The organism is Thiococcus pfennigii (genome assembly GCF_016583835.1).
Classification (GTDB): Bacteria; Pseudomonadota; Gammaproteobacteria; order Chromatiales; family Chromatiaceae; genus Thiococcus; species Thiococcus pfennigii.
In genome coordinates this window covers 34,241-55,265 of sequence record NZ_NRRW01000023.1, presented here as the reverse complement: position 1 = coordinate 55,265, position 21,025 = coordinate 34,241, and the positions used below count along the sequence as shown (strand labels likewise).

Annotated in this window: 19 protein-coding genes; 14 read left to right on the top strand and 5 right to left on the bottom strand. The window is 70.1% G+C overall.

The genetic code is table 11. The features are described 5' to 3' along the window. The first annotated feature begins 341 nt into the window (after window positions 1-341). The 3 genes from CKO41_RS09605 (at window position 342) to CKO41_RS09595 (ending at window position 3,704) form a co-directional block, all read left to right on the top strand. On the top strand, window positions 342-809 hold the full coding sequence (locus tag CKO41_RS09605) for a CYTH domain-containing protein (RefSeq protein WP_200255253.1): 468 nt from the start codon (window positions 342-344) through the stop codon (window positions 807-809). Next, window positions 809-2,320 carry an ABC transporter substrate-binding protein gene (locus CKO41_RS09600; protein WP_200381994.1) on the top strand — a complete coding sequence of 504 codons (1,512 nt, stop codon included), beginning with the start codon at window positions 809-811 and terminating at the stop codon, window positions 2,318-2,320. The genes CKO41_RS09605 and CKO41_RS09600 overlap by 1 nt, the downstream gene beginning before the upstream one ends. A gap of 130 nt (window positions 2,321-2,450) precedes the next feature. After that, the gene (locus CKO41_RS09595) at window positions 2,451-3,704 is read left to right on the top strand and encodes a ribonucleotide-diphosphate reductase subunit beta (protein WP_200381988.1); all 1,254 of its coding nucleotides are present in this window, start codon (window positions 2,451-2,453) and stop codon (window positions 3,702-3,704) included. Window positions 3,705-3,797: 93 nt separating this feature from the next. On the opposite strand, the gene CKO41_RS09590 is transcribed toward CKO41_RS09595, so the two are convergent. From CKO41_RS09590 to glnE, 3 genes are all read right to left on the bottom strand, one after another. Next, window positions 3,798-4,016, bottom strand: coding sequence for a zinc-finger domain-containing protein (locus CKO41_RS09590; RefSeq protein WP_200381986.1), 219 nt, complete (start codon window positions 4,014-4,016; stop codon window positions 3,798-3,800). A gap of 83 nt (window positions 4,017-4,099) precedes the next feature. Continuing rightward, window positions 4,100-5,023 carry a branched-chain amino acid transaminase gene (locus CKO41_RS09585; protein ID WP_200255298.1) on the bottom strand — a complete coding sequence of 308 codons (924 nt, stop codon included), beginning with the start codon at window positions 5,021-5,023 and terminating at the stop codon, window positions 4,100-4,102. A gap of 116 nt (window positions 5,024-5,139) precedes the next feature. Continuing rightward, the gene (glnE, locus tag CKO41_RS09580; RefSeq protein WP_200381985.1) at window positions 5,140-7,998 is read right to left on the bottom strand and encodes a bifunctional [glutamate--ammonia ligase]-adenylyl-L-tyrosine phosphorylase/[glutamate--ammonia-ligase] adenylyltransferase; all 2,859 of its coding nucleotides are present in this window, start codon (window positions 7,996-7,998) and stop codon (window positions 5,140-5,142) included. Between the two features lie 293 nt (window positions 7,999-8,291). On the opposite strand from glnE, the gene CKO41_RS09575 reads away from it, so the two are divergent. Both CKO41_RS09575 and CKO41_RS09570 read left to right on the top strand, forming a co-directional pair. Next, entirely contained in the window at window positions 8,292-9,755 is a 1,464-nt protein-coding gene (locus tag CKO41_RS09575; RefSeq protein ID WP_200381984.1) for a DUF4139 domain-containing protein, read from the top strand. 18 nt (window positions 9,756-9,773) lie between these two features. Then, window positions 9,774-10,022 (top strand): HypC/HybG/HupF family hydrogenase formation chaperone, encoded by a 249-nt coding sequence (locus tag CKO41_RS09570; protein WP_200381983.1) that lies wholly within the window; start codon window positions 9,774-9,776, stop codon window positions 10,020-10,022. A gap of 421 nt (window positions 10,023-10,443) precedes the next feature. On the opposite strand, the gene CKO41_RS09565 is transcribed toward CKO41_RS09570, so the two are convergent. Further along, on the bottom strand, window positions 10,444-10,905 hold the full coding sequence (locus tag CKO41_RS09565; RefSeq protein ID WP_200381982.1) for a hypothetical protein: 462 nt from the start codon (window positions 10,903-10,905) through the stop codon (window positions 10,444-10,446). Between the two features lie 171 nt (window positions 10,906-11,076). Here CKO41_RS09565 and ppsR point away from each other — a divergent pair, with 171 nt between their 5' ends. The 5 genes from ppsR (at window position 11,077) to CKO41_RS09540 (ending at window position 16,181) form a co-directional block, all read left to right on the top strand. After that, window positions 11,077-11,892: a posphoenolpyruvate synthetase regulatory kinase/phosphorylase PpsR gene (gene ppsR, locus CKO41_RS09560; RefSeq protein WP_200254142.1), complete on the top strand. Its 816-nt coding sequence runs from the start codon at window positions 11,077-11,079 to the stop codon at window positions 11,890-11,892. A gap of 307 nt (window positions 11,893-12,199) precedes the next feature. Then, window positions 12,200-13,291, top strand: a complete 1,092-nt coding sequence (locus CKO41_RS09555) for a Re/Si-specific NAD(P)(+) transhydrogenase subunit alpha (RefSeq protein ID WP_200381993.1) — start codon at window positions 12,200-12,202, stop codon at window positions 13,289-13,291. A gap of 227 nt (window positions 13,292-13,518) precedes the next feature. Next, the gene (locus tag CKO41_RS09550) at window positions 13,519-13,806 is read left to right on the top strand and encodes a proton-translocating transhydrogenase family protein (RefSeq protein ID WP_200254144.1); all 288 of its coding nucleotides are present in this window, start codon (window positions 13,519-13,521) and stop codon (window positions 13,804-13,806) included. Between the two features lie 75 nt (window positions 13,807-13,881). Next, window positions 13,882-15,279 carry an NAD(P)(+) transhydrogenase (Re/Si-specific) subunit beta gene (locus CKO41_RS09545; protein WP_200381981.1) on the top strand — a complete coding sequence of 466 codons (1,398 nt, stop codon included), beginning with the start codon at window positions 13,882-13,884 and terminating at the stop codon, window positions 15,277-15,279. Window positions 15,280-15,395: 116 nt separating this feature from the next. Continuing rightward, window positions 15,396-16,181 carry a hypothetical protein gene (locus CKO41_RS09540; RefSeq protein ID WP_200381980.1) on the top strand — a complete coding sequence of 262 codons (786 nt, stop codon included), beginning with the start codon at window positions 15,396-15,398 and terminating at the stop codon, window positions 16,179-16,181. Between the two features lie 288 nt (window positions 16,182-16,469). On the opposite strand, the gene CKO41_RS09535 is transcribed toward CKO41_RS09540, so the two are convergent. Continuing rightward, on the bottom strand, window positions 16,470-16,880 hold the full coding sequence (locus tag CKO41_RS09535) for a hypothetical protein (protein ID WP_242464193.1): 411 nt from the start codon (window positions 16,878-16,880) through the stop codon (window positions 16,470-16,472). Between the two features lie 186 nt (window positions 16,881-17,066). Here CKO41_RS09535 and lapB point away from each other — a divergent pair, with 186 nt between their 5' ends. The 4 genes from lapB (at window position 17,067) to phoU (ending at window position 20,884) form a co-directional block, all read left to right on the top strand. Then, complete coding sequence (gene lapB / locus CKO41_RS09530) at window positions 17,067-18,320, top strand: lipopolysaccharide assembly protein LapB (protein ID WP_338115560.1); 1,254 nt, start codon at window positions 17,067-17,069, stop codon at window positions 18,318-18,320. A 28-nt stretch (window positions 18,321-18,348) separates the two neighbouring features. Then, complete coding sequence (gene pyrF, locus CKO41_RS09525; RefSeq protein ID WP_242464192.1) at window positions 18,349-19,056, top strand: orotidine-5'-phosphate decarboxylase; 708 nt, start codon at window positions 18,349-18,351, stop codon at window positions 19,054-19,056. Between the two features lie 245 nt (window positions 19,057-19,301). Next, window positions 19,302-20,177 carry a UTP--glucose-1-phosphate uridylyltransferase GalU gene (gene galU / locus CKO41_RS09520; protein WP_200254154.1) on the top strand — a complete coding sequence of 292 codons (876 nt, stop codon included), beginning with the start codon at window positions 19,302-19,304 and terminating at the stop codon, window positions 20,175-20,177. Between the two features lie 20 nt (window positions 20,178-20,197). After that, entirely contained in the window at window positions 20,198-20,884 is a 687-nt protein-coding gene (gene phoU, locus CKO41_RS09515) for a phosphate signaling complex protein PhoU (protein WP_200254155.1), read from the top strand. The last annotated feature ends 141 nt before the right edge of the window (window positions 20,885-21,025 follow it).

Below are 21,025 nucleotides of genomic sequence, written 5' to 3'. Positions count from 1 at the left end.
GGGGTAGGGTGGGCATCGCGCAAGCCCCGTCCGTTCTTGTCAGTGGGTCATTTCAGACGAGGCACCCCGGCGGACTCCGCAGGGTGGCCGGCGAGGGTAGGAGCCCGCAAGCGGGCGATCCGGCGGGCGGCCGCTCGCCCGCAAGCGGGCCCCTACGGCTGGGGGTGTCCTGGCCCTCGGCGGTGTCTTCGGTCGTGCCGAGGCGACGGTGCGATTACACTGACGGTTCGATATCGAACGACGGGGAGAGACCAGCGTGAGCGAGGGGCGACCGAGGCGTGCCGCGAGGTGGGCGGACCTGTGCCGGCGGTGTTACCCAAGGTGCGGCAAAGGGTGCGCCGATGGCCGTTGAGATCGAGCGCAAGTTTCTCGTCGCCGGCGACGGGTGGCGCGCCGCGGTCTTGTCCGAGACCCGCATCCTGCAGGGCTACCTGGTCAATCAGGCGACGGCGACGGTGCGTGCACGGGTCGCCGGCGAGCGCGCCTATCTGACGATCAAGGGGCCGGGCAACGGGCTCAGCCGCAGCGAGTACGAGTATCCGATCCCGGTCGCCGATGCCGAGGCGATGCTGGGCGAGTTGGCCGTCTCGCCGCCGATCGAGAAGACCCGCTACCGGGTGCGCGCGGGCGACCACGTCTGGGACCTGGACGTCTTCGCTGGGGCCAACGCCGGTCTCGTGATGGCCGAGGTGGAGCTCGCCGCCGAGGACGAGGTCTTCGCCCGCCCCGACTGGCTCGGCGAGGAGGTCACCGGCGATCCGCGCTACTACAACGTGAACCTGGCCCGCTGTCCGTACCTCAGCTGGTGATGCGCCGCGTGTTGGCGTTCCTGCCGCCCCTGATCTGGGCGCTGCTCGCAATGGGCGGCTGCGGTGGGCCGGTGGCACCGCCCGACGATGTCCTGCGCCTCGGCCTCGCGAGCGGGCCGCGCAACCTGGATCCGCGCCTGGCCACGGATGCGACCTCCGAGCGCGTCAACCGGCTGCTCTATGCCCGCCTCGTCGAACTCGACGAGCGCGGCCTGCCGCAGCCGGGGCTTGCGACCTGGGAGCCGATCACGCCGACCCACTACCGCTTCACGCTCGGTGCGGCGGGTCGGACCTTCGCCGACGGGCGCCGGCTGGTCGCCGAGGATGTCGTCGCGACCTTCGAGTCCATCCTCGATCCGGCGATGGGCTCGCCGCACCGTGCCACCCTCGGCCTGATCGAGACCGTCGCGAGCGACGGTCCCGAGCGCATCGACTTCCATCTCTCCGCACCGGACCCGTTGTTCCCGGCCTATCTCGGCATCGGCATCCTGCCGGCGGCCGGCATCGCCGCTGGTCACCCGTTTCAGCGCGCGCCGCTCGGTAGCGGGCCGTTCCGCTTCGTCGCCTGGCCCGAGCCGGGCCGGCTGCGCCTCGCGCGGCGTGCCGACGGACAGCGATTCGAGCTGGTCGCGGTGCGCGACCCGAGCGTGCGGGTCATGAAGCTCCTGCGCGGCGAGATCGACATGCTCCAGAACGACCTGTCGCCGGAGCTCGTCGGCCTCCTGCGCGGGCGCGCCGAGGTCCAGGTCCGCCGGCGCGACGGGGTCAATTTCTCCTACCTCGGCTTCAACTTGGAGGACCCGGCGACGCGGCAGCTCGCGGTGCGCGAGGCGATCGCCCAGGCGATCGATCGCGACGCCATCATCCGCTACCTGTTCCAGGGCGCGGCCCGCCCGGCGGCGGCGATCTTCCCGCCCGAACATTGGGTCGGCGCCGCACTGAGCCCGCCGGCCTACGACCTGGCGGCGGCACGCGCCCAGCTCGCGGCTGCGGGCTTCGGCCCCAGCAACCCGCTACGGCTCGTCTACAAGAGTTCGAGCGATCCCTTCCGGCTGCGCCTCGCCGCCGTCCTCCAGGCCCAGCTCGCGGCGGTCGGCATCGAGCTGGAGATCCGCAGCTACGACTGGGGCACCTTCTTCGGCGACGTCCAGGCCGGGCGCTTCCAGCTCTACGGCCTCACCTGGGTCGGCGTGCGTATCCCCGACATCTTCCGCTACGCCTTCCACAGCGCCTCGCTGCCGCCCGATGGCGCCAACCGCGGCCGCTACCGCAGCGCCCGCGTCGACGACCTGATCGAGCGCGCCCGCGGCGAGCCGGACCTGGCGGTCCAGGCCGACCTCTACCGCGCCATCCAGCGCCAACTCCTCGCCGACCTGCCCTACATCCCGCTCTGGTACGAGGACCAGATCTTCGTCGCCCGCCGTGACATCGAGGGCTATCGCCTCGCCGCCGACGGCAATCTCGACGGGCTGGCCCGGGTCGCACGACGCGCCGCGCCGGCCGCGCCCTGAGTGCATCGGTGGGGGTGAATCTCGGCGCGCACGTCCCGACCTTAGGCCGGGACGCCGGCGCCGGCCTCGGCCGCGCTCGGCGCGCGAGTCCACCGAACCAAGAACAGAACCCGAGCCCCAGGAGGATGCGATGCTGAATTGGGATGACCCGCTGGCCGATGTGACGCGCCCGAACCGGGCGCGGCCGGTCCCGTCGCCGTCGCCGATCCGCGATCAGGATCTCGGCGACCCGGCCGCCAATGCCGCCGCGCAGCAGCGCGCGGGTGGCCCGGGCGACAGGCCGCGTCCGGTGGGGGCGATCGACCAGCCCGGGACATCGCCGGGGGGCGGCGGGGCCACGGGCCTGGAGCAGCCCGAGCTGGGCGCCGGCCGCGTGCGCGTCGACGACAAGCGGTTGATCAACTGCCGCGCCGACCTCAACCAGCTCGTGCCCTTCAAGTACGAGTGGGCCTGGCGAAAGTACCTGGACGCCTGCGCGAACCACTGGATGCCGCAGGAGATCAACATGAACGCCGACATCGCCCTGTGGAAGGACCCCCACGGGCTGAGCGAGGACGAGCGCACCATCATCAAGCGCAACCTGGGCTTCTTCGCGACCGCCGACTCGCTGGTCGCGAACAACCTGGTGCTGGCCATCTACCGCCACATCACCAACCCCGAGTGTCGCCAGTATCTGTTGCGCCAGGCCTTCGAGGAGGCGCTGCACACGCACGCCTACCAGTACGTCGTCGAGAGCCTCGGCCTCGACGAGGGCGAGATCTTCAACATGTACCGCGAGGTCCCGTCGGTCGCGCGCAAGGCCGAGTGGGCGCTGCCCTACACCCAGCACCTGGCCGACCCGCACTTCCAGACCGGCACGTCGGAGAACGACCGGCACCTGCTGCGCGAGCTGGTCGCCTTCTACGTCATCTTCGAGGGGATCTTCTTCTACGTCGGCTTCGTCCAGATCCTCTCGATGGGGCGGCGCAACAAGATGACGGGCACCGCCGAGGAGTTCCAGTACATCCTGCGCGACGAGTCGATGCACATGAACTTCGGCATCGACGTCATCAATCAGATCCGGATCGAGAACCCGCACCTGTGGACGGGCGAATTCCGGGAGGAGCTGGTCGCGATGATTCGCGAGGCGGTGGAACTGGAGGCCCAGTACGCCCGCGACACCATGCCGCGCGGCGTGCTCGGCCTGAACGCGCCGATGTTCGAGGAGTATCTCGGCTTCATCGCCAACCGCCGCTGCGCCCAGATCGGCCTGCCCGAGCAGTACCCGGGTGCGACGAACCCCTTCCCGTGGATGTCCGAGGTCCTGGATCTGAAGAAGGAGAAGAACTTCTTCGAGACGCGGGTCACCGAGTACCAGACCGGCGGCGTCCTGAATTGGGACTGAGCGATCGCCAGTGATGCGGTTCGCAAGCTCACCGCATCGACCGCCCTGGCGGGCGCCATCCCGTCACCCCGAGTGGATCGTCGCGTGGGCGCGTCAGTCTTCGAGGCGGTAGCGAGCCCCGCAGTAGGGACAGGTGATCTCGTGGTCCGGGGCGTCCTGGATCGGTAAATAGACCCGCGGGTGCATGTTCCACAGGCTGTCGTCCGGCCGCGGGCAGTGCAGCGGCAGGTCGGCGCGGCGCACCTGGATCAGGGCGGCCTCCTGGGGTGGGGCGCCCCGGGCGGGGCGGGTCTCGGGCTGGGCGTTGGCCATTGCGTCATCTCCTTTGCCTGCGGGGATGCCGCAGGCTGCGGCATCCCCGTTATCGAGGGGTCTTGTCGGCGCGGGTCGGCCGGTCAGACCAGCGTCAGCCACTGCGGGTGGGCGTCGCGGCGGCCGTGGACCTGGTCGAAGTAGAGGGTCTGGAGGCGCTCGGTGATGGGTCCGCGCGCGCCGCAGCCGATGGTCCGCCCGTCGACCTCGCGGATCGGTGTCACCTCGGCGGCGGTGCCGGTGAAGAAGGCCTCGTCGGCGATGTAGACCTCGTCGCGGGTGATGCGCTTCTCGACGACCGGCAGGCCGAGCTCCTCGGCCAGGGCGATGACGGTGCGGCGGGTGATGCCGTCGAGGGCCGAGGTCAGGTCCGGGGTGTAGAGGACGCCATCGCGGACGATGAAGATGTTCTCGCCGCTGCCCTCCATCACATAGCCGTTGGCGTCGAGCAGCAGGGCCTCGTCGTAGCCGTCGCGCAGCGCCTCCTGCAGGGCCATCATCGAGTTCATGTAATTGCCGTTGGCCTTGGCGCGGCACATGGTGACGTTGACGTGGTGGCGGGTGAACGAGGAGACGCGGATGCGGATGCCGCGGTGCATGTTGTCCTCGCCGAGGTAGGCGCCCCAGGACCAGGCGGCGACGATGACGTGGACCTGGAGGTTGTCGGCGCGCAGCCCCATGCCCTCGGGGCCATAGAAGCACATCGGGCGGATGTAGGCCGAGGAGAGGCCGTTCTCGCGCACCGCGGCGCGCTGGGCCTCGTTCAGGGTCTCGCGGTCGAACGGGATCTTCATGCCCAGGATGTGGGCCGAGTTGAAGAGCCGGTCGGTGTGCTCGGCGAGCCGGAAGATGGCCGCGCCGCGATCGGTCTGGTAGGCGCGCACGCCCTCGAAGACGCCCATGCCGTAGTGGAGGGTGTGGGTCAGCACATGGGTGTTGGCCTCGCGCCAAGGCCGCATCTCCCCATCCAGCCAGATCAATCCGTCACGGTCTGCCATCGTCATCATCTATTGAGCTCCGCGCGACGGCGTCGCAGCGCCGTCGAAAATTGAACCATTCCCACGAGGGCACCCTGAACGCTTCAGTGCCCCGAAAAACCTTCGCACCCGGCTCGGGTGGCCGCTCAATCTTCCATCAACTGCGCCCACAGCGCGCGCACGCGCGCGCGCTCGTCCACAAGGCGGTCCTCGGCGATCGTCGTCGGCTCGCCCTGGAGCGAGCTGCGGTGATAGGCGGCGCGCAGGGCCTTGTAGGCGGCCGTCAGGTCGGCGGCCGCCGTGCCCGGTAGCAGGTCGAGCCCGGCCAGGGTCTCCAGCAGGCGGACGTTGTCGGTCCAGCGGGTGAGCTCCGGGTGGCGAGCGGCCCAGCGCAAGACCGAGTATTGGACCATAAACTCGATGTCGGCAATACCACCGGCCCCCTGCTTGAGGTCGAAGCGCCCGGTGCCGCTCTTGTCGAGGTTCGCGCGCATCTTCTCGCGCATCTTGCGCACCTCGTCACGGAGCGGCCCGGGGTCGCGCTCACGACGCAGGGTCGCCGTGCGCACCTCGGCGAAGGCGGCGGCGAGGGCCGCGTCGCCGGCGACCGGGCGGGCCCGCACCAGGGCCTGGTGCTCCCAGGTCCAGGCCTGTCCGGCCTGGTAGTCGGCGAACGATGGCAACGAGCGCGCCAGCAGGCCCTTGTTGCCGTCGGGGCGCAGGCGCATGTCGACCTCGTAGAGGACGCCCGAGGCGGTGCGCGTGGTCAGCATGTGGATCATGCGCTGGCCGAGCCGGACGAAGAACTGCTCGTTGGCGATCTCGCGCGGGCCGTCGGTCATCGCGTTGGCGCCGCCGGGGGCGTGCAGGAAGACCAGGTCGAGGTCCGAGCCGTAACCGAGTTCGATGCCGCCGAGCTTGCCGTAACCGAGCACGAGCAGGCCCGTGTCGGGCGCGGCGACCCCGGCCGGGCGGCCGTGGCGGGAGACCAGGTGGGTGTTGGCGAGGTCGAGGACCCGGGCCAGGGTCACCTCGGCGATCTCGGTGAGGTAGTCGCTGACGACCATCAGCGGGATGACCTCGGTCAGGTCGGCGGCGGCGACGCGCAGGATGTTGCCCTGGGCGAACTGGCGCAAGTACTCCATCTGCTGCTCGAGGTCCTCCTCGGCGACCCGCCCGAGCAGGACCTCGGCCTCCTCCACGAGGTCGCCACGTTGCAGCGGCCGGTAGAGGCGGGCGGGGTCGATCAGCTCATCGAGCAGCAGCGGGTAGCGGGCGATGCGCTCGGCGATCCAGGGGCTCATGCCGGTCAGGCAGGCGAGCTGGGAGAGGACGACGGGGCGCTCGACGAGCATCGCCAGATAGGCGGTGCGCCGGGCGACGGCCTCCAGGACCTTGAGGACCCGCTCGAGGGCGGGATCCGGCCGTTCCGCCTCGGCGACGACCCGCAGCACGAGCGGCATCAGCTGGGCAAGCCGCTCGCGGCCGCGCTCGCCGAGCGCCATGCGGTCGGTCGCGTCGCGGAATTCGGCGAGCCGGGTCAGCGCGAGCGACGGGTCGGCGAAGCCGGCGCGGGCGAGTTCGTTCGGGTCGCGCTGGCCGTCGCCGAGCCCGTGCCAGAGGTCGGCGAGCGGCAGCCCGTCGGTCCGTGCGGCGTCGCGCGGCGCCTCGAAGACCCGGTCGAACTCGGCCTGCACGCGCTGGCGATGCGTCGCGAGGACCGCGGCGAAGGCCGACCAGTCGGGGAAGTCCATCGCGCGGGCGAGGCGCGCCCGCTCGGCGTCGCTGGCTGGCAGCACGTGGGTCTGCTTGTCACGCCAGGCCTGGAGGCGATTCTCGACCCGGCGCAGGAAGCAGTAAGCGGCATCGAGCGCCTCGGTGGCCGGCCGCGGCACCAGGCCCTTGGCGGCGAGGTGGGCGAGCACCTGGCGGATCGGGCGCACCTGCAGGTCCGGGTCGCGGCCGCCGCGCACGAGCTGGAAGGCCTGGCCGATGAACTCGATCTCGCGAATGCCACCCGGGCCGAGTTTGATGTTGTCGGCCATCCCCTTGCGCTTGAGTTCCTTGGCGATCAGCTGCTTGAGGTTACGCAGCGACTCGATGACGCCGTAGTCGAGGTAACGGCGGTAGACGAAAGGTCGCAGCAGCGCCATCAGGCGTTCGCCGTCCTGGGCGTCGCCGGCGACGACCCGCGCCTTGATCATCGCGTAGCGCTCCCACTCGCGCGCCTGGGATTGGTAATAGTCTTCCAGCGCGGCGAAGCTCGTCGCCAGCGGGCCGGCGTCGCCGAACGGGCGCAGGCGGGTGTCGACGCGAAAGACGAAGCCGTCGCTGGTCTGGGTGTCGAGGACCCGCACCAGGCGCCGGGCGAGTCCGATGAAGAACTGCTCGTTGCTCAGCGCGCGCGGACCGTCGACCTGACCGGCCTGCGGGAAGGCGAAGATGAGATCGATGTCCGATGACAGATTGAGCTCCCGCCCGCCGAGTTTGCCCATGCCGAGGACCAGGAGGCGCTGGGGGCGGCCGCGGGCTGGGCTCGGGGTGCCGCACTCGGCGACCTGCCAGGCGTGCAGCCGGTCGAGGGCCTCGGCGATGCAGGCGTCGGCGAGGGCGCTCAGCTCGGCGAGGGTCTCGTCCAGGTCGGCCCAGCCGGCGAGGTCGCGCCAGATGATGCGCACCTGGTGGCGGCGGCGGAAGCGGCGCAGGGCCGCCATCAGGGCCGTCTCGTCGGCGCAATCGGCGAGCGTCGCGGTCAGCTCGCCCGCGAGTTCGCCGGCGCCGAGCGGGCGTGCGAGCAGCCCGTCGCTCAGCAGGTCGGCGAGGGTCTCGGGGGCGCAGGCGCAGGCGCTCGCGACATAGTCGCTGCCGTCCCAGACGCGCTGGCGCGCGGCCTCCCAGGCCGGATCGACGGGGGGCGCGAGGTCGCGCTCTCGCGCCCAGGCGAGCCAGGACTGCCAGTGGTGGTCGGCGGCCGCCGTCGGTCGTGGCTGGTTGTCGTCGCTCATGGCTCCCCCGCGCCCTGTGCCGGCCCCCGGCCGGCGTCCGGGACATGATAACCGCCAGTTCATCGGGCCGTGACGAGGTGTCGGCGATCGGGGCGGGTGGTTTTCGCGTCGCGGGTATCGATGACAGGGGCGTTCGGCTACTAGGCAAGGGGCGAGGCGCGCGCGAGGGAACTGGGGAGCCCCGCCGGCCGCCTTTCCCGGTCCCGCCCATGTGGCTATGCTACCCTTTCGGGCGATCGCTGCGACCCCCGGCCGATCTGGGTCGCCCTCGCCATCGGTCCCGCTGGAGGTCCATGCCCGTGTATCCGCCGATTCACACGCGCCCCGCGCGGCGCTCCGGCCTCGCGGTCGGCCTGCTCCTGTCTCTCCTCGTCGCCGGGCCGGTCGCGGCCGATATCGCCGAACGGCGGATCGAGGAGACCGCCCAGCGGGCGCTGGCCGTGACCATCTACAACGACGACCTGGCACTGATCAAGGACCAGCGCGAGGTCGCCTTGGAGCCCGGCGAGAATCGCCTGGCGTGGCGCTCGGTGTCGGTGCAGATCCGCCCCGAGACGGCGCTCCTCGAAGCGCGCGGCGGCGAGGTCGCGGTGACGCTGCTGGAGCAGAACTTCGATTTCGACCTGTTGACGGCCGAGAGCCTGCTGAAGAAGTACGTCGGGCGCCAGGTCCAGGTCGTGCGCACCAACGACGCCGGCGAGCGCACCGTCGAGGAGGCCCGGGTCCTCGCGGCCAACGACGGCGTCGTGCTGCGCTATGCCGATCGCATCGAGACGGGCATCGTCGGCCACCTGGCCTATCCGGACGTGCCCGACGACCTGCGCGACCAGCCGACCCTGGTGCTGCGGCTCGAGGCGGCGCGTGGCGGTAGCGGGCTCTTCGAGCTCTCGTATCTGACCGGCGGCCTGGGCTGGCAGGCCGACTATGTCGCCCAACTCGACGACGATGGCACGAGCATGGACCTCAACGGCTGGGTGACCCTGACCAACCGCAGCGGCATCGCCTATCGCGACGCCCAGGTGCAGCTCGTCGCCGGCGAGGTCAACCAGGTCCGCGCGCCGCGGGCCGATGTCCGCATGGAGCGCGGCCTCGCGATGGTTGCCGCCGCGCCGCCGCCCGAGGAGGAGGCGCTCTACGAGTACCACCTCTACACGCTGCCGCGCCCGACCGACATCCTCGATCGCCAGACCAAACAGGTGGCGCTCCTGTCGGCGCCGCGGGTGCCGGTCACCCGGGCGCTCGTGATCGAGGGGCGTCCGTCGGCCTATCGGGTCGCGGGCGGCGACGGTTGGGCGCCGGCGAAGGTCGAGGCCCGGCTGCACTTCACCAACCGCGATGCCCCTCTCGGGATCCCGCTGCCCAAGGGCGTGGTGCGGGTCTACGCGCGCGACAGCCGCGGCCACGCCCAGTTCGTCGGCGAGGACCGCATCGACCACACGCCGAAGCACGAGACCGTCAGCCTGCACCTCGGCGAGAGCTTCGACGTTACGGCCCGGCGCAAGCAGACGAGCTTCCGCAAGCTGTCGGGGTCGAGTGCCTACGACTATGCCTACGAGGCGGGCTTCGCGCTGGAGCTGAAGAACGCCAAGCCCGAGCCGGTCGCGGTCAGGGTGCTGGAGTCGCTGCCCGGCGACTGGCGGATCCTCGAGGCGAGCGCGCCCCACACGCGCGAGGCGGCCGCCGTAGCCGCCTGGACGGTCGAGGTCCCGGCCGAGGGCGCGACGACCCTCACCTGGGTCGCCCAGGTGCGGTACTGAGGCGCGGGGCGGATCGCCATGTGTCTCGGTATCCCGATGCAGATCCGCGCGATCGACGGGCTCGTCGCCCGCTGCGAGGCCAAGGGGGTGGTGCGCGACCTGAGCCTCCTGATGCTCGACCACGAGGCCCTCGCGGTCGGCGACTTCGTCGTCGCCCACCTCGGCCATGCGACGGAGAAGATCACTCCCGAGCGGGCCGCCGAGGCCTGGGCCCTCTACGACGAGATCCTCGCCGCCGAGGTTCAGATCGCGCCGCGGCACCCGTGACTCGTAGGGCGGGAAAGCGAAGCGCATCCCGCCGTTTGCGGCTTGCGACGCCGGATATCGATGGGTATGGCGCCCCGATCGCATCAAGCGAAGCGCATCCCGCCGTTTGCGGCTTGCGACCGCGCATCTCACCACCCGCGACCGCGATCCCCACATTCACGGCGACGTCTCCCGCCGTCGAGGGGATGGCCCTGTCGCATTGCGTGCGATGATCCCGGACGCCGCTGCTATGCGCTGGCCTGGCTGCGCGAGGGTCGCATCTTGGGTTGGCGACCGGTAAGTGGCGGGATGCGCTTCGCCTTGCGGCCCGTCATCCGCGACCAGCCGATCGCCGCATCGATGCGGTTCGTCTGACACCGCGCCATCGATGCGGTTCGTCCCTCACCGCATCCTACACCTTTCACGCCCGGGCCGGCCGGGGTCAGTCGGCGCCCAGGTGCTCGTTGACGAGCAGGTATTGGCGCTCGGCCTCGTTGGCGAAGTCCCCTTCGGCCCCCTCCATCATCGCGCAGTTGACCGCCATGCGCGCCTGGACGGCGGCCTTCCAGGCGCGGTTCTGGCGCTCGCTCAGGAGCGTCTCGGGGGTCAGCGCGGCGGCCGCCGCGGCGGCGACGAAGTGGTCGGCCTGGCCGAGCCAATTGGTGTCCCGGCCGCAGTCCGTGTAGGTCTTGGTGGCGTAGGACTTGGCCGCGCGGTAGGCGTCCTCGAGTTCCGTCGGGCTCGCATCGGCCCGCAGGGCCGTCTCGATCGCGCGCTCCACGCGCCCCTCGCGGCTCCACTGGGCGACGCTCCGGGCGAATCGGGCGCCGAGGATGCGCTGCTCGATCTCGGGGAGGTCGGCGAGCACGCGACGCAGGTCATGATCGTTGCTGATCGATGCCATGGGTGCAGTCCTGTGGCTTAGAATGGCGCCGGCGGGCGGCGACGCGTCCCGGCGCGAGGCCCGCACGGACAGCCGAAATATGGACGATAACCCTCGATCCCCGCATTGATTTGCATCACGGCCGTGCGACGCCCAGCGCGAGGCCCGCGCGGCCCCCACGAGTAACGGTAAATGAGTCGTCGTACGGTCTTCTACGTATCGGAAAGCACGGGCATCACCGCCGAGACGATGGGGCACAGCCTGCTGTCCCAGTTCGATTCGGTCGATTTCGAGCAGGTCTACATGCCCTACATCAACACCGAGATGCGGGCGCAGGCGCTGACCGAGCGGATGCAGGAGGCGGCCGAACGCGACGGGGTGCGCCCGATCGTCTTCGCGACCATGCTCGACGACGGGATCCGGCGGATCCTCAGGGGCGGCAACTGCTTCTACATGGAGCTGTTCGAGGGCTTCATCGAGCCGCTCGCGGGCGAACTCGGGGTCGCGCCGAGCCGCATGTCCGGGCGCAGCCATGCGATCACCAAGCCGAGTTCCTACACGAAGCGGATCGAGGCGATCAACTTCGCGATGTCCAACGACGACGGCATTCGCCCCGACAACTTCGCCCGTGCCGATGTCGTCCTGATCGGCGTCTCGCGCTCGGGCAAGACGCCGACCTGCCTCTATCTGGCGATGCACTACGGCCTGTGCAGTGCCAACTATCCGATCACCGAGGAGGACTTCGAGCGCGGCGACGTGCCGCGGGAGGTCTGGGACTGTCGGCACAAGCTGTTCGCGCTGATGATCGACCCGCAGCGCCTCCAGCTGATCCGCGAGGAGCGCCGCCCCGGCAGCGCCTATGCCTCGCTCGCCCGCTGCGAGGAAGACATCAAGCGGGCGCATGGGATGTTTCGCCGTCTGAACGTCCCGGTCCTGAACACCACGACCCAGTCGATCGAGGAGATCTCCTCGCACATCGTCAAGATCCTCCGCAATTCGGTCTCCTGAGGACGCCCGGTCGCGGGCGGTCGGCTCGCGGCCCGAGGTGGCTCCCACGGCGGGGCCGCCGCATGGCCGGCTCTCGGGTTACGCCCCGAGGGCCAACCCGACGGCGCGGCGAATGGCTGCACGACCGCGGTCGGGTTGGCGCGCCGGCACGGCGGTCGCCGACGAAGGACAGGCGGGCCGCGCGCCGGAGCCCGACGTCGGCCTCGGGGCCGCCTCCGTGTTGAGATCGCCGGGGCCTCGCCCCATAATGGCGCGAATTTTTTGGCCGCGTTCGCGGCACGCGCCGCAGATGAAGGGTTCAGCGACGATGAAGATCGGGGTACCGAGAGAGATACGGGCAGGCGAGGCGCGGGTGGCCATGACCCCCGAGATGGTCCAGAAGCTCGTCGGCAAGGGGTTCGAGGTCCTCGTCGAAGAGGGGGCGGGCGCGCGCGCCCACTATCACGACGAGGTCTATCGGCAGGCCGGGGCCGGCGTCGTCGCGCGGGCCGCCGCCTTCGATGTCGATATCCTCGTCAAGGTCCGCCGGCCGGAAGCCGATGAGGTCGCGGCGATGCGCGACGGCGGCCTCTACATCGGCCTGCTGGAGAGCTGCGGCGAGGACGAGGTCCTGGCCGCCATGCGGGCCAAGGGCATGCGCGTCCTCGTGCTGGAGCGGATGCCACGCATCTCGCGCGCCCAGTCGATGGATGTCCTGTCCTCGCAGAGCAACATCGCCGGCTATCGCGCGGTGCTCGAGGCCGCTGCCCACTACGGGCGCTTCGTGCCGATGATGATGACCTCGGCCGGTTCGGCGAAGCCCGCTCGCCTGGTGGTGCTGGGCGTCGGCGTCGCCGGCCTGCAGGCGATCGCCACGGCGCGCCGCCTCGGCGCCGACGTCCATGCCTACGATGTGCGCCCCGAGACGAAGGAGCAGATCCGCTCGCTCGGCGCCAAGCCGATCGAGCTCGATCTCGGCGAGAGCGGCAGCGGCGAGGGCGGCTACGCCAAGGAGCTATCCGAGGAGGCCAAGGCCCGCCAGCAGGCGGCGCTCGCCGACGAGTTGGCCAAGGCCCACATCATCATCTCGACGGCCCTGATTCCCTGTCGCCCGGCGCCGACCCTGATCACCGAGGCCGTCGTCGAGCGCCTGCGCGCCGGTTCGGTCATCGTCGACCTGGCGGCGGTCAACGGCGGCAATTGCCCGCTGACCGAGCCCGACCAGGTCGTCGAGCGCCATGGCGTCATCCTCGTCGGACACACCAACCTGCCGTCGCGGGTGCCCTCCGACGCGAGCGCCTTCTATGCCCGCAATCTCTTCAACCTGCTCGATATCATGGTCGAGCGGGGGGAGGCCGGTCCGGTCCTGAAGGATCTGATGGCCGACGAGATCACGCGGACCATGCTCGCCGAGCGCTAGCTTGGTGAGGACTCGCGAACAACCGGTACATCTTTTCGGAACTACGAAACACGCGAAAAGGCGGACTACACACGCGGGTATTTGCTGTCTTTTCGCGACTTTCGTGTATTTCGTAGTTCCTTGTCGTGCGCGTGCTCGTGTCGGTTGTTTCTGAACAGTTCCTTGCTCGCGCGCGCCGGTGGCCGGCGCCGCCGGCCCGCCGGAAACCCTTTCGGAGCCTCGAATCCATGTCAGAAACCCTGGTCGCTCTCTACGTCTTCGTCCTCGCCTGCTTCATCGGCTACTGGGTAGTCTGGGGCGTCACGCCGGCCCTGCACACGCCGCTGGTGGCCCTGACCAACGCCATCTCCGGCATCGTCATCGTCGGCGCCCTGCTGGTCGCCGGGTTGAAGGAGGCTGGCGTGGTGGCCGACGCGATGGGCTTCATCGCCGTGCTGCTGGCCTCGATAAACGTCTTCGGCGGCTTCCTGGTGACCCACCGCATGCTCTCGATGTTCAAGAAACGGTCGAAGTAGACGGTCGCCGGCCCGCCCGGCCCCTTCCAGCACAGCCCACCGGGCCCCGCGGCCCGGCCAGCAGCAGGACAATCCATGGAGCTCTCAACGAATACGCAGGCGATCGCCTATCTCGTCTCGGCGGTCCTCTTCATCTTGGCCCTCAAGGGGCTCACGCACCCGGCGACGGCGCGCCGGGGCAACCTCTACGGCATCGCCGGTATGGCGATCGCGATCGGCGCGACCCTGGCCGGCAGCGAGGTCCAGTCCTACGGCCTGATCGCGATCGCGATCGTGGCCGGCGCGGCGATCGGTGCGGTCGTCGCGATGCGCATCCAGATGACGGCGATGCCGCAGTTGGTGGCGGCGTTGCACAGCTTCGTCGGCCTGGCCGCGGTCCTGGTCGCGATCGGCACCTTCATCAACCGCCGTGCCGCCGAGACCCTGAACCCGGTCCTGATGGGCGAGCTCTCGGCGGGCATCGTCATCGGCGCGATCACCTTCACCGGCTCGGTCGTCGCGTTCGGCAAGCTCCAAGGGCTCTTGAGCGGCAAGCCGGTGCGCTTCAACGGCCAGCACCTGCTGAACGCGGCGATGGGCCTGGCGGCGATCGGCTTCGCGGTGCATTTCGCGATGACCGGTAGCCTCGTGTCGCTGGTCGCGATCACGGTCCTCGCGCTGGTGCTCGGCACGACCCTGATCATCCCGATCGGCGGCGCCGACATGCCGGTCGTGATCTCGATGCTGAACAGCTATTCGGGCTGGGCGGCGGCCGCGACCGGCTTCTCGCTCGGCAACAACCTGCTGATCATCGTCGGCGCCCTGGTCGGCTGCTCGGGCGCGATCCTCTCCTACATCATGTGCCGGGCGATGAACCGCTCGATCTTCAACGTCGTCTTCGGTGGGTTCGGCACCGACGGCGGCGAGTCGAGCGCGACCGGCGAGGCGACGCAGCAGGGCATCAAGTCGGCCTCGGTCGAGGACGCCGTCTACTGGATGGAGGATGCCGGCCGGGTCATCATCGTCCCCGGCTACGGTATGGCCGTGGCGCAGGCCCAGCATGCGCTCAAGGAGTTGATGGAGCTGCTGGAGGCACGCGGCGTCGAGGTCCTGTTCGCGATCCACCCGGTCGCCGGGCGGATGCCCGGGCACATGAACGTGCTGTTGGCCGAGGCCGACATCCCCTACGACCATGTGCTCGAGATGGATGAGATCAATCCGGACTTCCCGAGCACCGACGTGGCCCTGATCGTCGGCGCCAACGATGTCGTCAATCCGGCGGCCAAGGAGGACCCGAGCAGCCCGATCTACGGTATGCCGATCCTCGAGGCGGGTCGCGCGCGGCAGGTCTACTTCCTCAAGCGCTCGTTGCGTCCCGGCTACTCGGGCGTCGACAACCTGCTCTTCTACCAGGAGAACACCTCGCTGATCTTCGGCGACGCGAAGGACACGATCGAGGGGATGGTCGGCGCCCTGAAGGGCGGCCGGCATTGAGGGTCGCCGGGCGACCCTTGTGGGTCATGGGCGCCGGCCTGGGCCGGCGTTAGCCTGACCGGGTCGGGCGACGCGCATCGACGCGCCGCCCGGCCCATCCTCTGTCGAGCTCGGTGATGCCTGTGCAGCCCCATTCCTCCCGTGGTGCGATGATCTTCCTGCGGGCCCTGACCTGGAGCCTGGTCGGCCTGATCTATGCGCCGCTGTTCACCGGCCTGAATATCGGCTTTCGGGCCCTCGGCGCCGATTCCCTGGCCTTCGTCCCGGCCGCCGCGCTGGCCGGGGCCGTCGGGGCGGCCTTCTACGGCGCGCGCGAGGTCGCCCTAGTGGCAACCGCCATCGGTCTGACCGTCGCGACCGCGGTGTTCTTCGCCTGGCCCGGCGTCCTCGACGTCCTCCAGGTGGCCCTCGTCGCGGCCCTGATCGGGACGCTGCTCGGCATCCTCGTGCGCTTCCCGGATCGCTGCTCGCGCGGCGTGCCGGGCAAGGCGCTGGCCGGGCTCGCGGCTGGCGGGGTGTGCGGGGTGGCCCTGATGCTCGCCGAGCCCCATCACGCCGAGGCCTTCCAGATCGCCGGCATCCTCGCCTTTCTCGTCTCGGTCAATGGCATCCTCTACGTCGCCTCGGTGCGCTGGTGGGTGCGGGTCACGACGCCACGCCACCCGAGCCGCTATTGCAACCTGATCGAGGCGATCGTCATCGGGGTCCTGGCGGCCAGCGCGGCGGGTGCCCTGTGGCTCGTCGTCGGGCCGCTGGTCGACCACCTCGATGCCGCCGAACTCGCCGTCAGCAGCGCCCTACAGCGCGATGTCCCGGTGGCGATGATGGGCGGGCTGATCGGTGGTGCGGTCGGCGGGGCCTTGCTGGAGGCCTTCCGCTTTCGCGCCGTCCACGACCTTTGAGGGTCGTCAGGGCGGTTCGTCGGGCGAGCGCCGCGTGACCCGCCAGTGGCCTCGCTGGCTGTTGCGTTGCCGGCCGTCGGGTTACGCCCCGAGGGGCCAACGAGCGTGCACGAGTGGCGGGACCGCCAAAAAATGTAGCGGCGTGCGTCACGGCAACCGGACCCACGCCGCTCGAAGGGCGGGAGCCGAGCGCCACTGGGATCGAGATGCAGGTCGAGTTGGCGCAGCATAACCCGATATCGCGTGCCGATTCGTGCCGTCCATTCGGGAATCGTTCCCGGGTGTCCATCAGGGGAGCCGTTCGAGCGCCGTGAAGAGTTCCTGATAGCGCGTCGCGAGCCGTTCGGCGATGCCACTTGCGCGGGCCGCCTGGCAGCCGCCGGCGGCGCGCAGCTCGGCGGCGAAGTCCCGTTGCAGCCGTTCCTGGGCGCGCCGATAGGAGCGCTCCGGGAAGAGGTCGTCCTGGACGCCCAGGACCGTCAGCCGGAATTTGCCGGCGATCAGCTTGTTGAGGTTCTCCGTGCGGCGGTTCGAGCCGTCGGAACGGCACCTGGCATGGAAGAGGTCGAGCGTCACGGCCGCCTCGACCGCCTCGACGAGCAGTTGCTCGGTCTCGGGATCGAGGAAGGGGCGGGCGAAGGCGGTGGTCGCGAACAGGCCGATTAGCAGCGATAGGGCGAGGGTCTTGGATCGCATCATTCGAGGTCGGGTCATGGCGGAAGTGGGTCGGGGCATGGTTCGGATTACAATACAGGGTCCGCGGCCGCACAGAGGATGCCGTATGATAACGGTCCGTCGATCGCCAGGTAGTCCGAGCGTGAGATCCTCCCCGCAGAGCGCGCGCGAGCGCCGGCCCATCCGTCGTCCCGGCCGGCGAGGATCCTGGTGTCCGAGGGGGCGGTCTTGACCGAATTGTTGTTCCTGCTGTTGCCGGTCGCCGCCGCCTCGGGCTGGTGGGCGGCGCAGCGCAGTCGGGTCTCGCTCGGTAGCGCGGCGACCGCCAAGGATCCGGCCTTCTTCCGGGGTCTCAACTACCTGCTCGACGAGCAGCCGGACAAGGCGATCGACGTCTTCCTGAGGCTCGCCGAGGTCGATCGGGAGACGGTCGAGACCCACCTGGCGCTCGGTAGCCTGTTCCGGCGGCGCGGCGAGGTGGAACGCGCGATCCGCATCCATCAGAATCTGGTCGCTCGGGCCAATCTGGAACCGGAGGCGCGCGGCTTCGCCCTCTACGAACTCGGCCAGGACTATATGCGTGCCGGGCTCCTCGATCGCGCCGAGAGCCTATTCCACGAACTGCTCGAGCATAGACTCCAGCCCGAGCGCGCCCTGCGGGCATTGCTGGAACTCTATCAGCAGGAGAAGGATTGGGTGCGCTGCCTGGAGGTCGCCGAGCAGCTACGGGTGCGCCAGGGCGTGCCGCTGCACGTCGAGATCGCCCAATACCACTGCGAGATCGCCGAGAAGGCGCTACGCGCGGGCGAGACCCCGGCGGTCGTCGCACACCTGGACCAGGCCGATGCGAGCGACCCGGGTTGCGCCCGGGCGCTCCTGCTGCGTGCCGAGCTCGCCTCGCAGCGGGGCGACCGGGCGGGCGCACTCGATCTCTACCGGCGCGTCGTGCGCCAGGATCCCCGTTTCGTTCGGGAGGTCCTGCCGCGCCTGTTGGCCTGCCTCGCCGACGAGGCGCCGGCGGCCGTGATCGCCGAGCTCACGCGCCTCTACCGCGACCGGCCGAGTTCGGCGCTGATGCTGAGCCTCGTCGAGGCGGTGCGCGCGGGGCAGGGCGAGCCGGCGGCGATCCGCCTGCTCGGCGATTACCTCGAGCGGCATGCCGACCTCGGAGGCCTCGCCCGCCTGCTCGAACTGCGCCTCGCCCAGGCCGATGGGAAGGGCGACGAGACGGCGCGTGTAAGCCTCAAGGTCCTGCGCCACCTGCTCGCGCACCGCCCGGCCTATCAGTGCGAGCACTGCGGCTTCACGGCCCGCCGTTTGCACTGGCAGTGCCCGAGCTGCACGCGCTGGAAGACGATACGCCCGATCGAGCCTGAGCCGATCGCGGAGCTGGTGCCCGGGTCGAGCGATGGCCGTCACGACGAGCCGGCGGCGGTGGACATCGGCCCGCGCCCGGCCTCCTGAGCCACCTGACCCTTCCCGGAGGATCCGCTTGAACAGAGACCCTCGCATCATCGTCGCACTGGACTTCCCCGCCGAGGCGCCGGCCATCGCGCTGGCCGAGCAGCTCGACCCGCAGCGCTGCCGGCTCAAGGTGGGCAAGGAACTCTTCACGCGCCTCGGACCGGCCTTCGTCGCGCGCCTCCAGGGCCTGGGCTTCGAGATCTTCCTCGATCTCAAGTTCCACGACATCCCGAACACGGTGGCCGCGGCCTGCGCGGCGGCCGCGGACCTCGGCGTCTGGATGGTGAATCTCCATGCCTCGGGCGGACGGGCCATGATGGAGGCGGCGCGCGCGCGCCTCGCCGGGTACGAGCGGCCCCCGCGCCTGATCGGCGTGACGGTGCTGACCAGCCTCGATGGCGACGACCTGGCGGCGATCGGCTGCCCGGGCGACCCGGCCGAGCGGGTCCTGCGCCTCGCCGGCTTGGTCGCAGAGGCTGGACTCGATGGCATCGTCTGCTCACCGCGTGAGGCGGCGATGGTCCGCGCTACGCGCGGTCCGGGCCTCCTGCTTGTGACCCCCGGCGTGCGCCCGAGGAGCGCCGCGACCGGCGATCAGAAGCGCGTGATGACCCCGAGCGAGGCCCTCGCGGCCGGCGCCGACTATCTGGTGATCGGCCGGCCGATCACCGCCGCTGCGGACCCGCTCGTGGCACTGGCAGCGATCGAGGCGGAGACGGCCGCCCCGGGCGTCTGACGCGAGTCACGCGTCGTCGCTGGCCGTGTGGCGGGCGCCGTTGTAAGGTGAGGCGGGAGGCTAGAGCCCGGCGTTCGTGCGCCGGGGGACATGCACCGGGCGGGGCAGCGGGCAGTTCGCCGTGGCAAGATCACAAGTGACACTTTCGTTCAGGATGGACCGACGGCCGCTCGGCGATCGGTGTATCAGCCGCCCGGCGTCGCGAGCGGCGGCGGACCGGCCCCATTCAATCTGAGGAGCAATCGATGGCGACAATCCGCAAGGCAGTCTTTCCCGTGGCCGGGCTGGGCACCCGTTTCCTGCCGGCAACCAAGGCGAGCCCCAAGGAGATGCTGCCGGTCGTCGACAAACCGTTGATTCAGTACGCGGTCGAGGAGGCCGAGGCGGCCGGGGTCGAGCAGATGGTCTTCATCACAGGTCGCAACAAGCGTTCGATCGAGGACCATTTCGACAAGGCCTACGAACTGGAGATGGAGCTGGAGGCGGGCGGTAAGCAGAAGCTGCTGAAGATCGTCCAGGGCGTGCTGCCCGCGCACGTGAGCTGCATCTACCTGCGCCAGGCCGAGGCCCTCGGGCTCGGCCACGCGGTGCTCTGCGCCCAGCCGGTCATCGGCGACGAGCCGTTCGCTGTGATCCTCGCCGACGATCTGATCCAGGGGGAGGCCAACGGGGTCATCGCCCAGATGGCCGAGGTCTACGAGCGATTCGGGTGTAGCGTCTTGGGCGTCGAGGAGGTGCCGCACCAGGAGACCAACAAGTACGGCATCGTCGCGACCGAGGCCGGCCCGGACGGCGAACTGCGCGTCACCTCGATCGTCGAGAAGCCGGCCCCTGCGGAGGCGCCGTCGAACCTCGCCGTGGTCGGCCGCTATCTCCTGACGCCGCGGATCTTCGATAAGCTCGCCGCGACCCAGGCCGGCGCTGGCGGCGAGATCCAGCTCACCGACGGCATCGCCGCACTGCTCGCCGAGGAGCCCGTGATCGCTCATCCATTCAAGGGCAAGCGTTACGACTGTGGCAGCAAGCTCGGCTACCTGGAGGCGCAGGTCGAGCTCGGTCTCCAGCACCCGGAGCTCGGCGCACCCTTCGCCGCCTACCTGAAAACCTTGACCATCGACTGACGGGGACCGATCGGGACGCGATGATGAAAGAGCATACGGTCAGGGCATTCGACGAGGCGCTGCGCACGGTCGCAGCTGACGTGCTGCAGATGGGTCAACTGGTCCGCGGGCAGCTGGCCGCGGCCGTCGACCTGCTCGGCGATGCGCCGATCGGCGGCGGCGCGGCGATCGAGGCGACCGAGGAGCGGGTCGACGATCTCGATCGAAAGATCAGCGACGAGGTCCAGCGGATCCTGGCGCTGCGCCAACCGCTCGGTGTCGATCTGCGCACGCTGGTCAGCTGCGACCGGATGGCCACCGATCTGGAGCGCACCGCCGACCACGCGAAGAGCATCGCGCGGCGCATCACGATGATCGCCGGGCAAGGGAGCCCGGTCGATTTCACCCGCACGCGGGATCTCGCCGAGCGCGTCCTCGCCCAGCTCGACGGGATCCTCGCGGCCATCACCGAGGGCGATATCTCCGCGGCCAAGGCGATTTGGCACGCCGACAGCGAGATCGACGCCCGGTACGACGAGACCTTCAATGCCCTGGTCGAGGAGATGTGTCGCGAGCCGCGCGCGGCAGCGAGTTACAGCCATGCGCTGTTCATCGCCAAGTCGCTGGAGCGCGTCGGCGACCACGTCACCAACATCGCCGAGGACCTGGTCTACTGGGTTGCCGGCGAGCGCCTGAGCAAGCGCGGCGCCGAAAAGGGCGGGGCCTGAAGGGCGGGGAGTCGGCGCGGCCGCCTTGCGCCTGACCCCGCACGAGGCTCGGATCATTCGCGACACGGTGGCCGCGGCGCCCTGTTCGGCTCGCGCACCGATGACCGACCCCGACTCCCGCGGCAGGCGTCCGGCCTCGGC

Bases quoted from the DNA above. Each gene is read 5' to 3' on its own strand.
- CKO41_RS09545 (WP_200381981.1), top strand. From the start codon at position 13,882: ATGGAGCTCTCAACGAATACGCAGGCGATCGCCTATCTCGTCTCGGCG.
- CKO41_RS09570 (WP_200381983.1), top strand. From the start codon at position 9,774: ATGTGTCTCGGTATCCCGATGCAGATCCGCGCGATCGACGGGCTCGTC.
- CKO41_RS09605 (WP_200255253.1), top strand. From the start codon at position 342: ATGGCCGTTGAGATCGAGCGCAAGTTTCTCGTCGCCGGCGACGGGTGG.
- CKO41_RS09600 (WP_200381994.1), top strand. From the start codon at position 809: ATGCGCCGCGTGTTGGCGTTCCTGCCGCCCCTGATCTGGGCGCTGCTC.
- CKO41_RS09590 (WP_200381986.1), bottom strand. From the start codon at position 4,016: ATGGCCAACGCCCAGCCCGAGACCCGCCCCGCCCGGGGCGCCCCACCC.
- CKO41_RS09550 (WP_200254144.1), top strand. From the start codon at position 13,519: ATGTCAGAAACCCTGGTCGCTCTCTACGTCTTCGTCCTCGCCTGCTTC.
- CKO41_RS09555 (WP_200381993.1), top strand. From the start codon at position 12,200: ATGAAGATCGGGGTACCGAGAGAGATACGGGCAGGCGAGGCGCGGGTG.
- CKO41_RS09575 (WP_200381984.1), top strand. From the start codon at position 8,292: ATGCCCGTGTATCCGCCGATTCACACGCGCCCCGCGCGGCGCTCCGGC.
- CKO41_RS09585 (WP_200255298.1), bottom strand. From the start codon at position 5,023: ATGATGACGATGGCAGACCGTGACGGATTGATCTGGCTGGATGGGGAG.
- phoU (WP_200254155.1), top strand. From the start codon at position 20,198: ATGATGAAAGAGCATACGGTCAGGGCATTCGACGAGGCGCTGCGCACG.
- glnE (WP_200381985.1), bottom strand. From the start codon at position 7,998: ATGAGCGACGACAACCAGCCACGACCGACGGCGGCCGCCGACCACCAC.
- CKO41_RS09565 (WP_200381982.1), bottom strand. From the start codon at position 10,905: ATGGCATCGATCAGCAACGATCATGACCTGCGTCGCGTGCTCGCCGAC.
- CKO41_RS09595 (WP_200381988.1), top strand. From the start codon at position 2,451: ATGCTGAATTGGGATGACCCGCTGGCCGATGTGACGCGCCCGAACCGG.
- CKO41_RS09535 (WP_242464193.1), bottom strand. From the start codon at position 16,880: ATGATGCGATCCAAGACCCTCGCCCTATCGCTGCTAATCGGCCTGTTC.
- CKO41_RS09540 (WP_200381980.1), top strand. From the start codon at position 15,396: ATGCCTGTGCAGCCCCATTCCTCCCGTGGTGCGATGATCTTCCTGCGG.
- galU (WP_200254154.1), top strand. From the start codon at position 19,302: ATGGCGACAATCCGCAAGGCAGTCTTTCCCGTGGCCGGGCTGGGCACC.
- ppsR (WP_200254142.1), top strand. From the start codon at position 11,077: ATGAGTCGTCGTACGGTCTTCTACGTATCGGAAAGCACGGGCATCACC.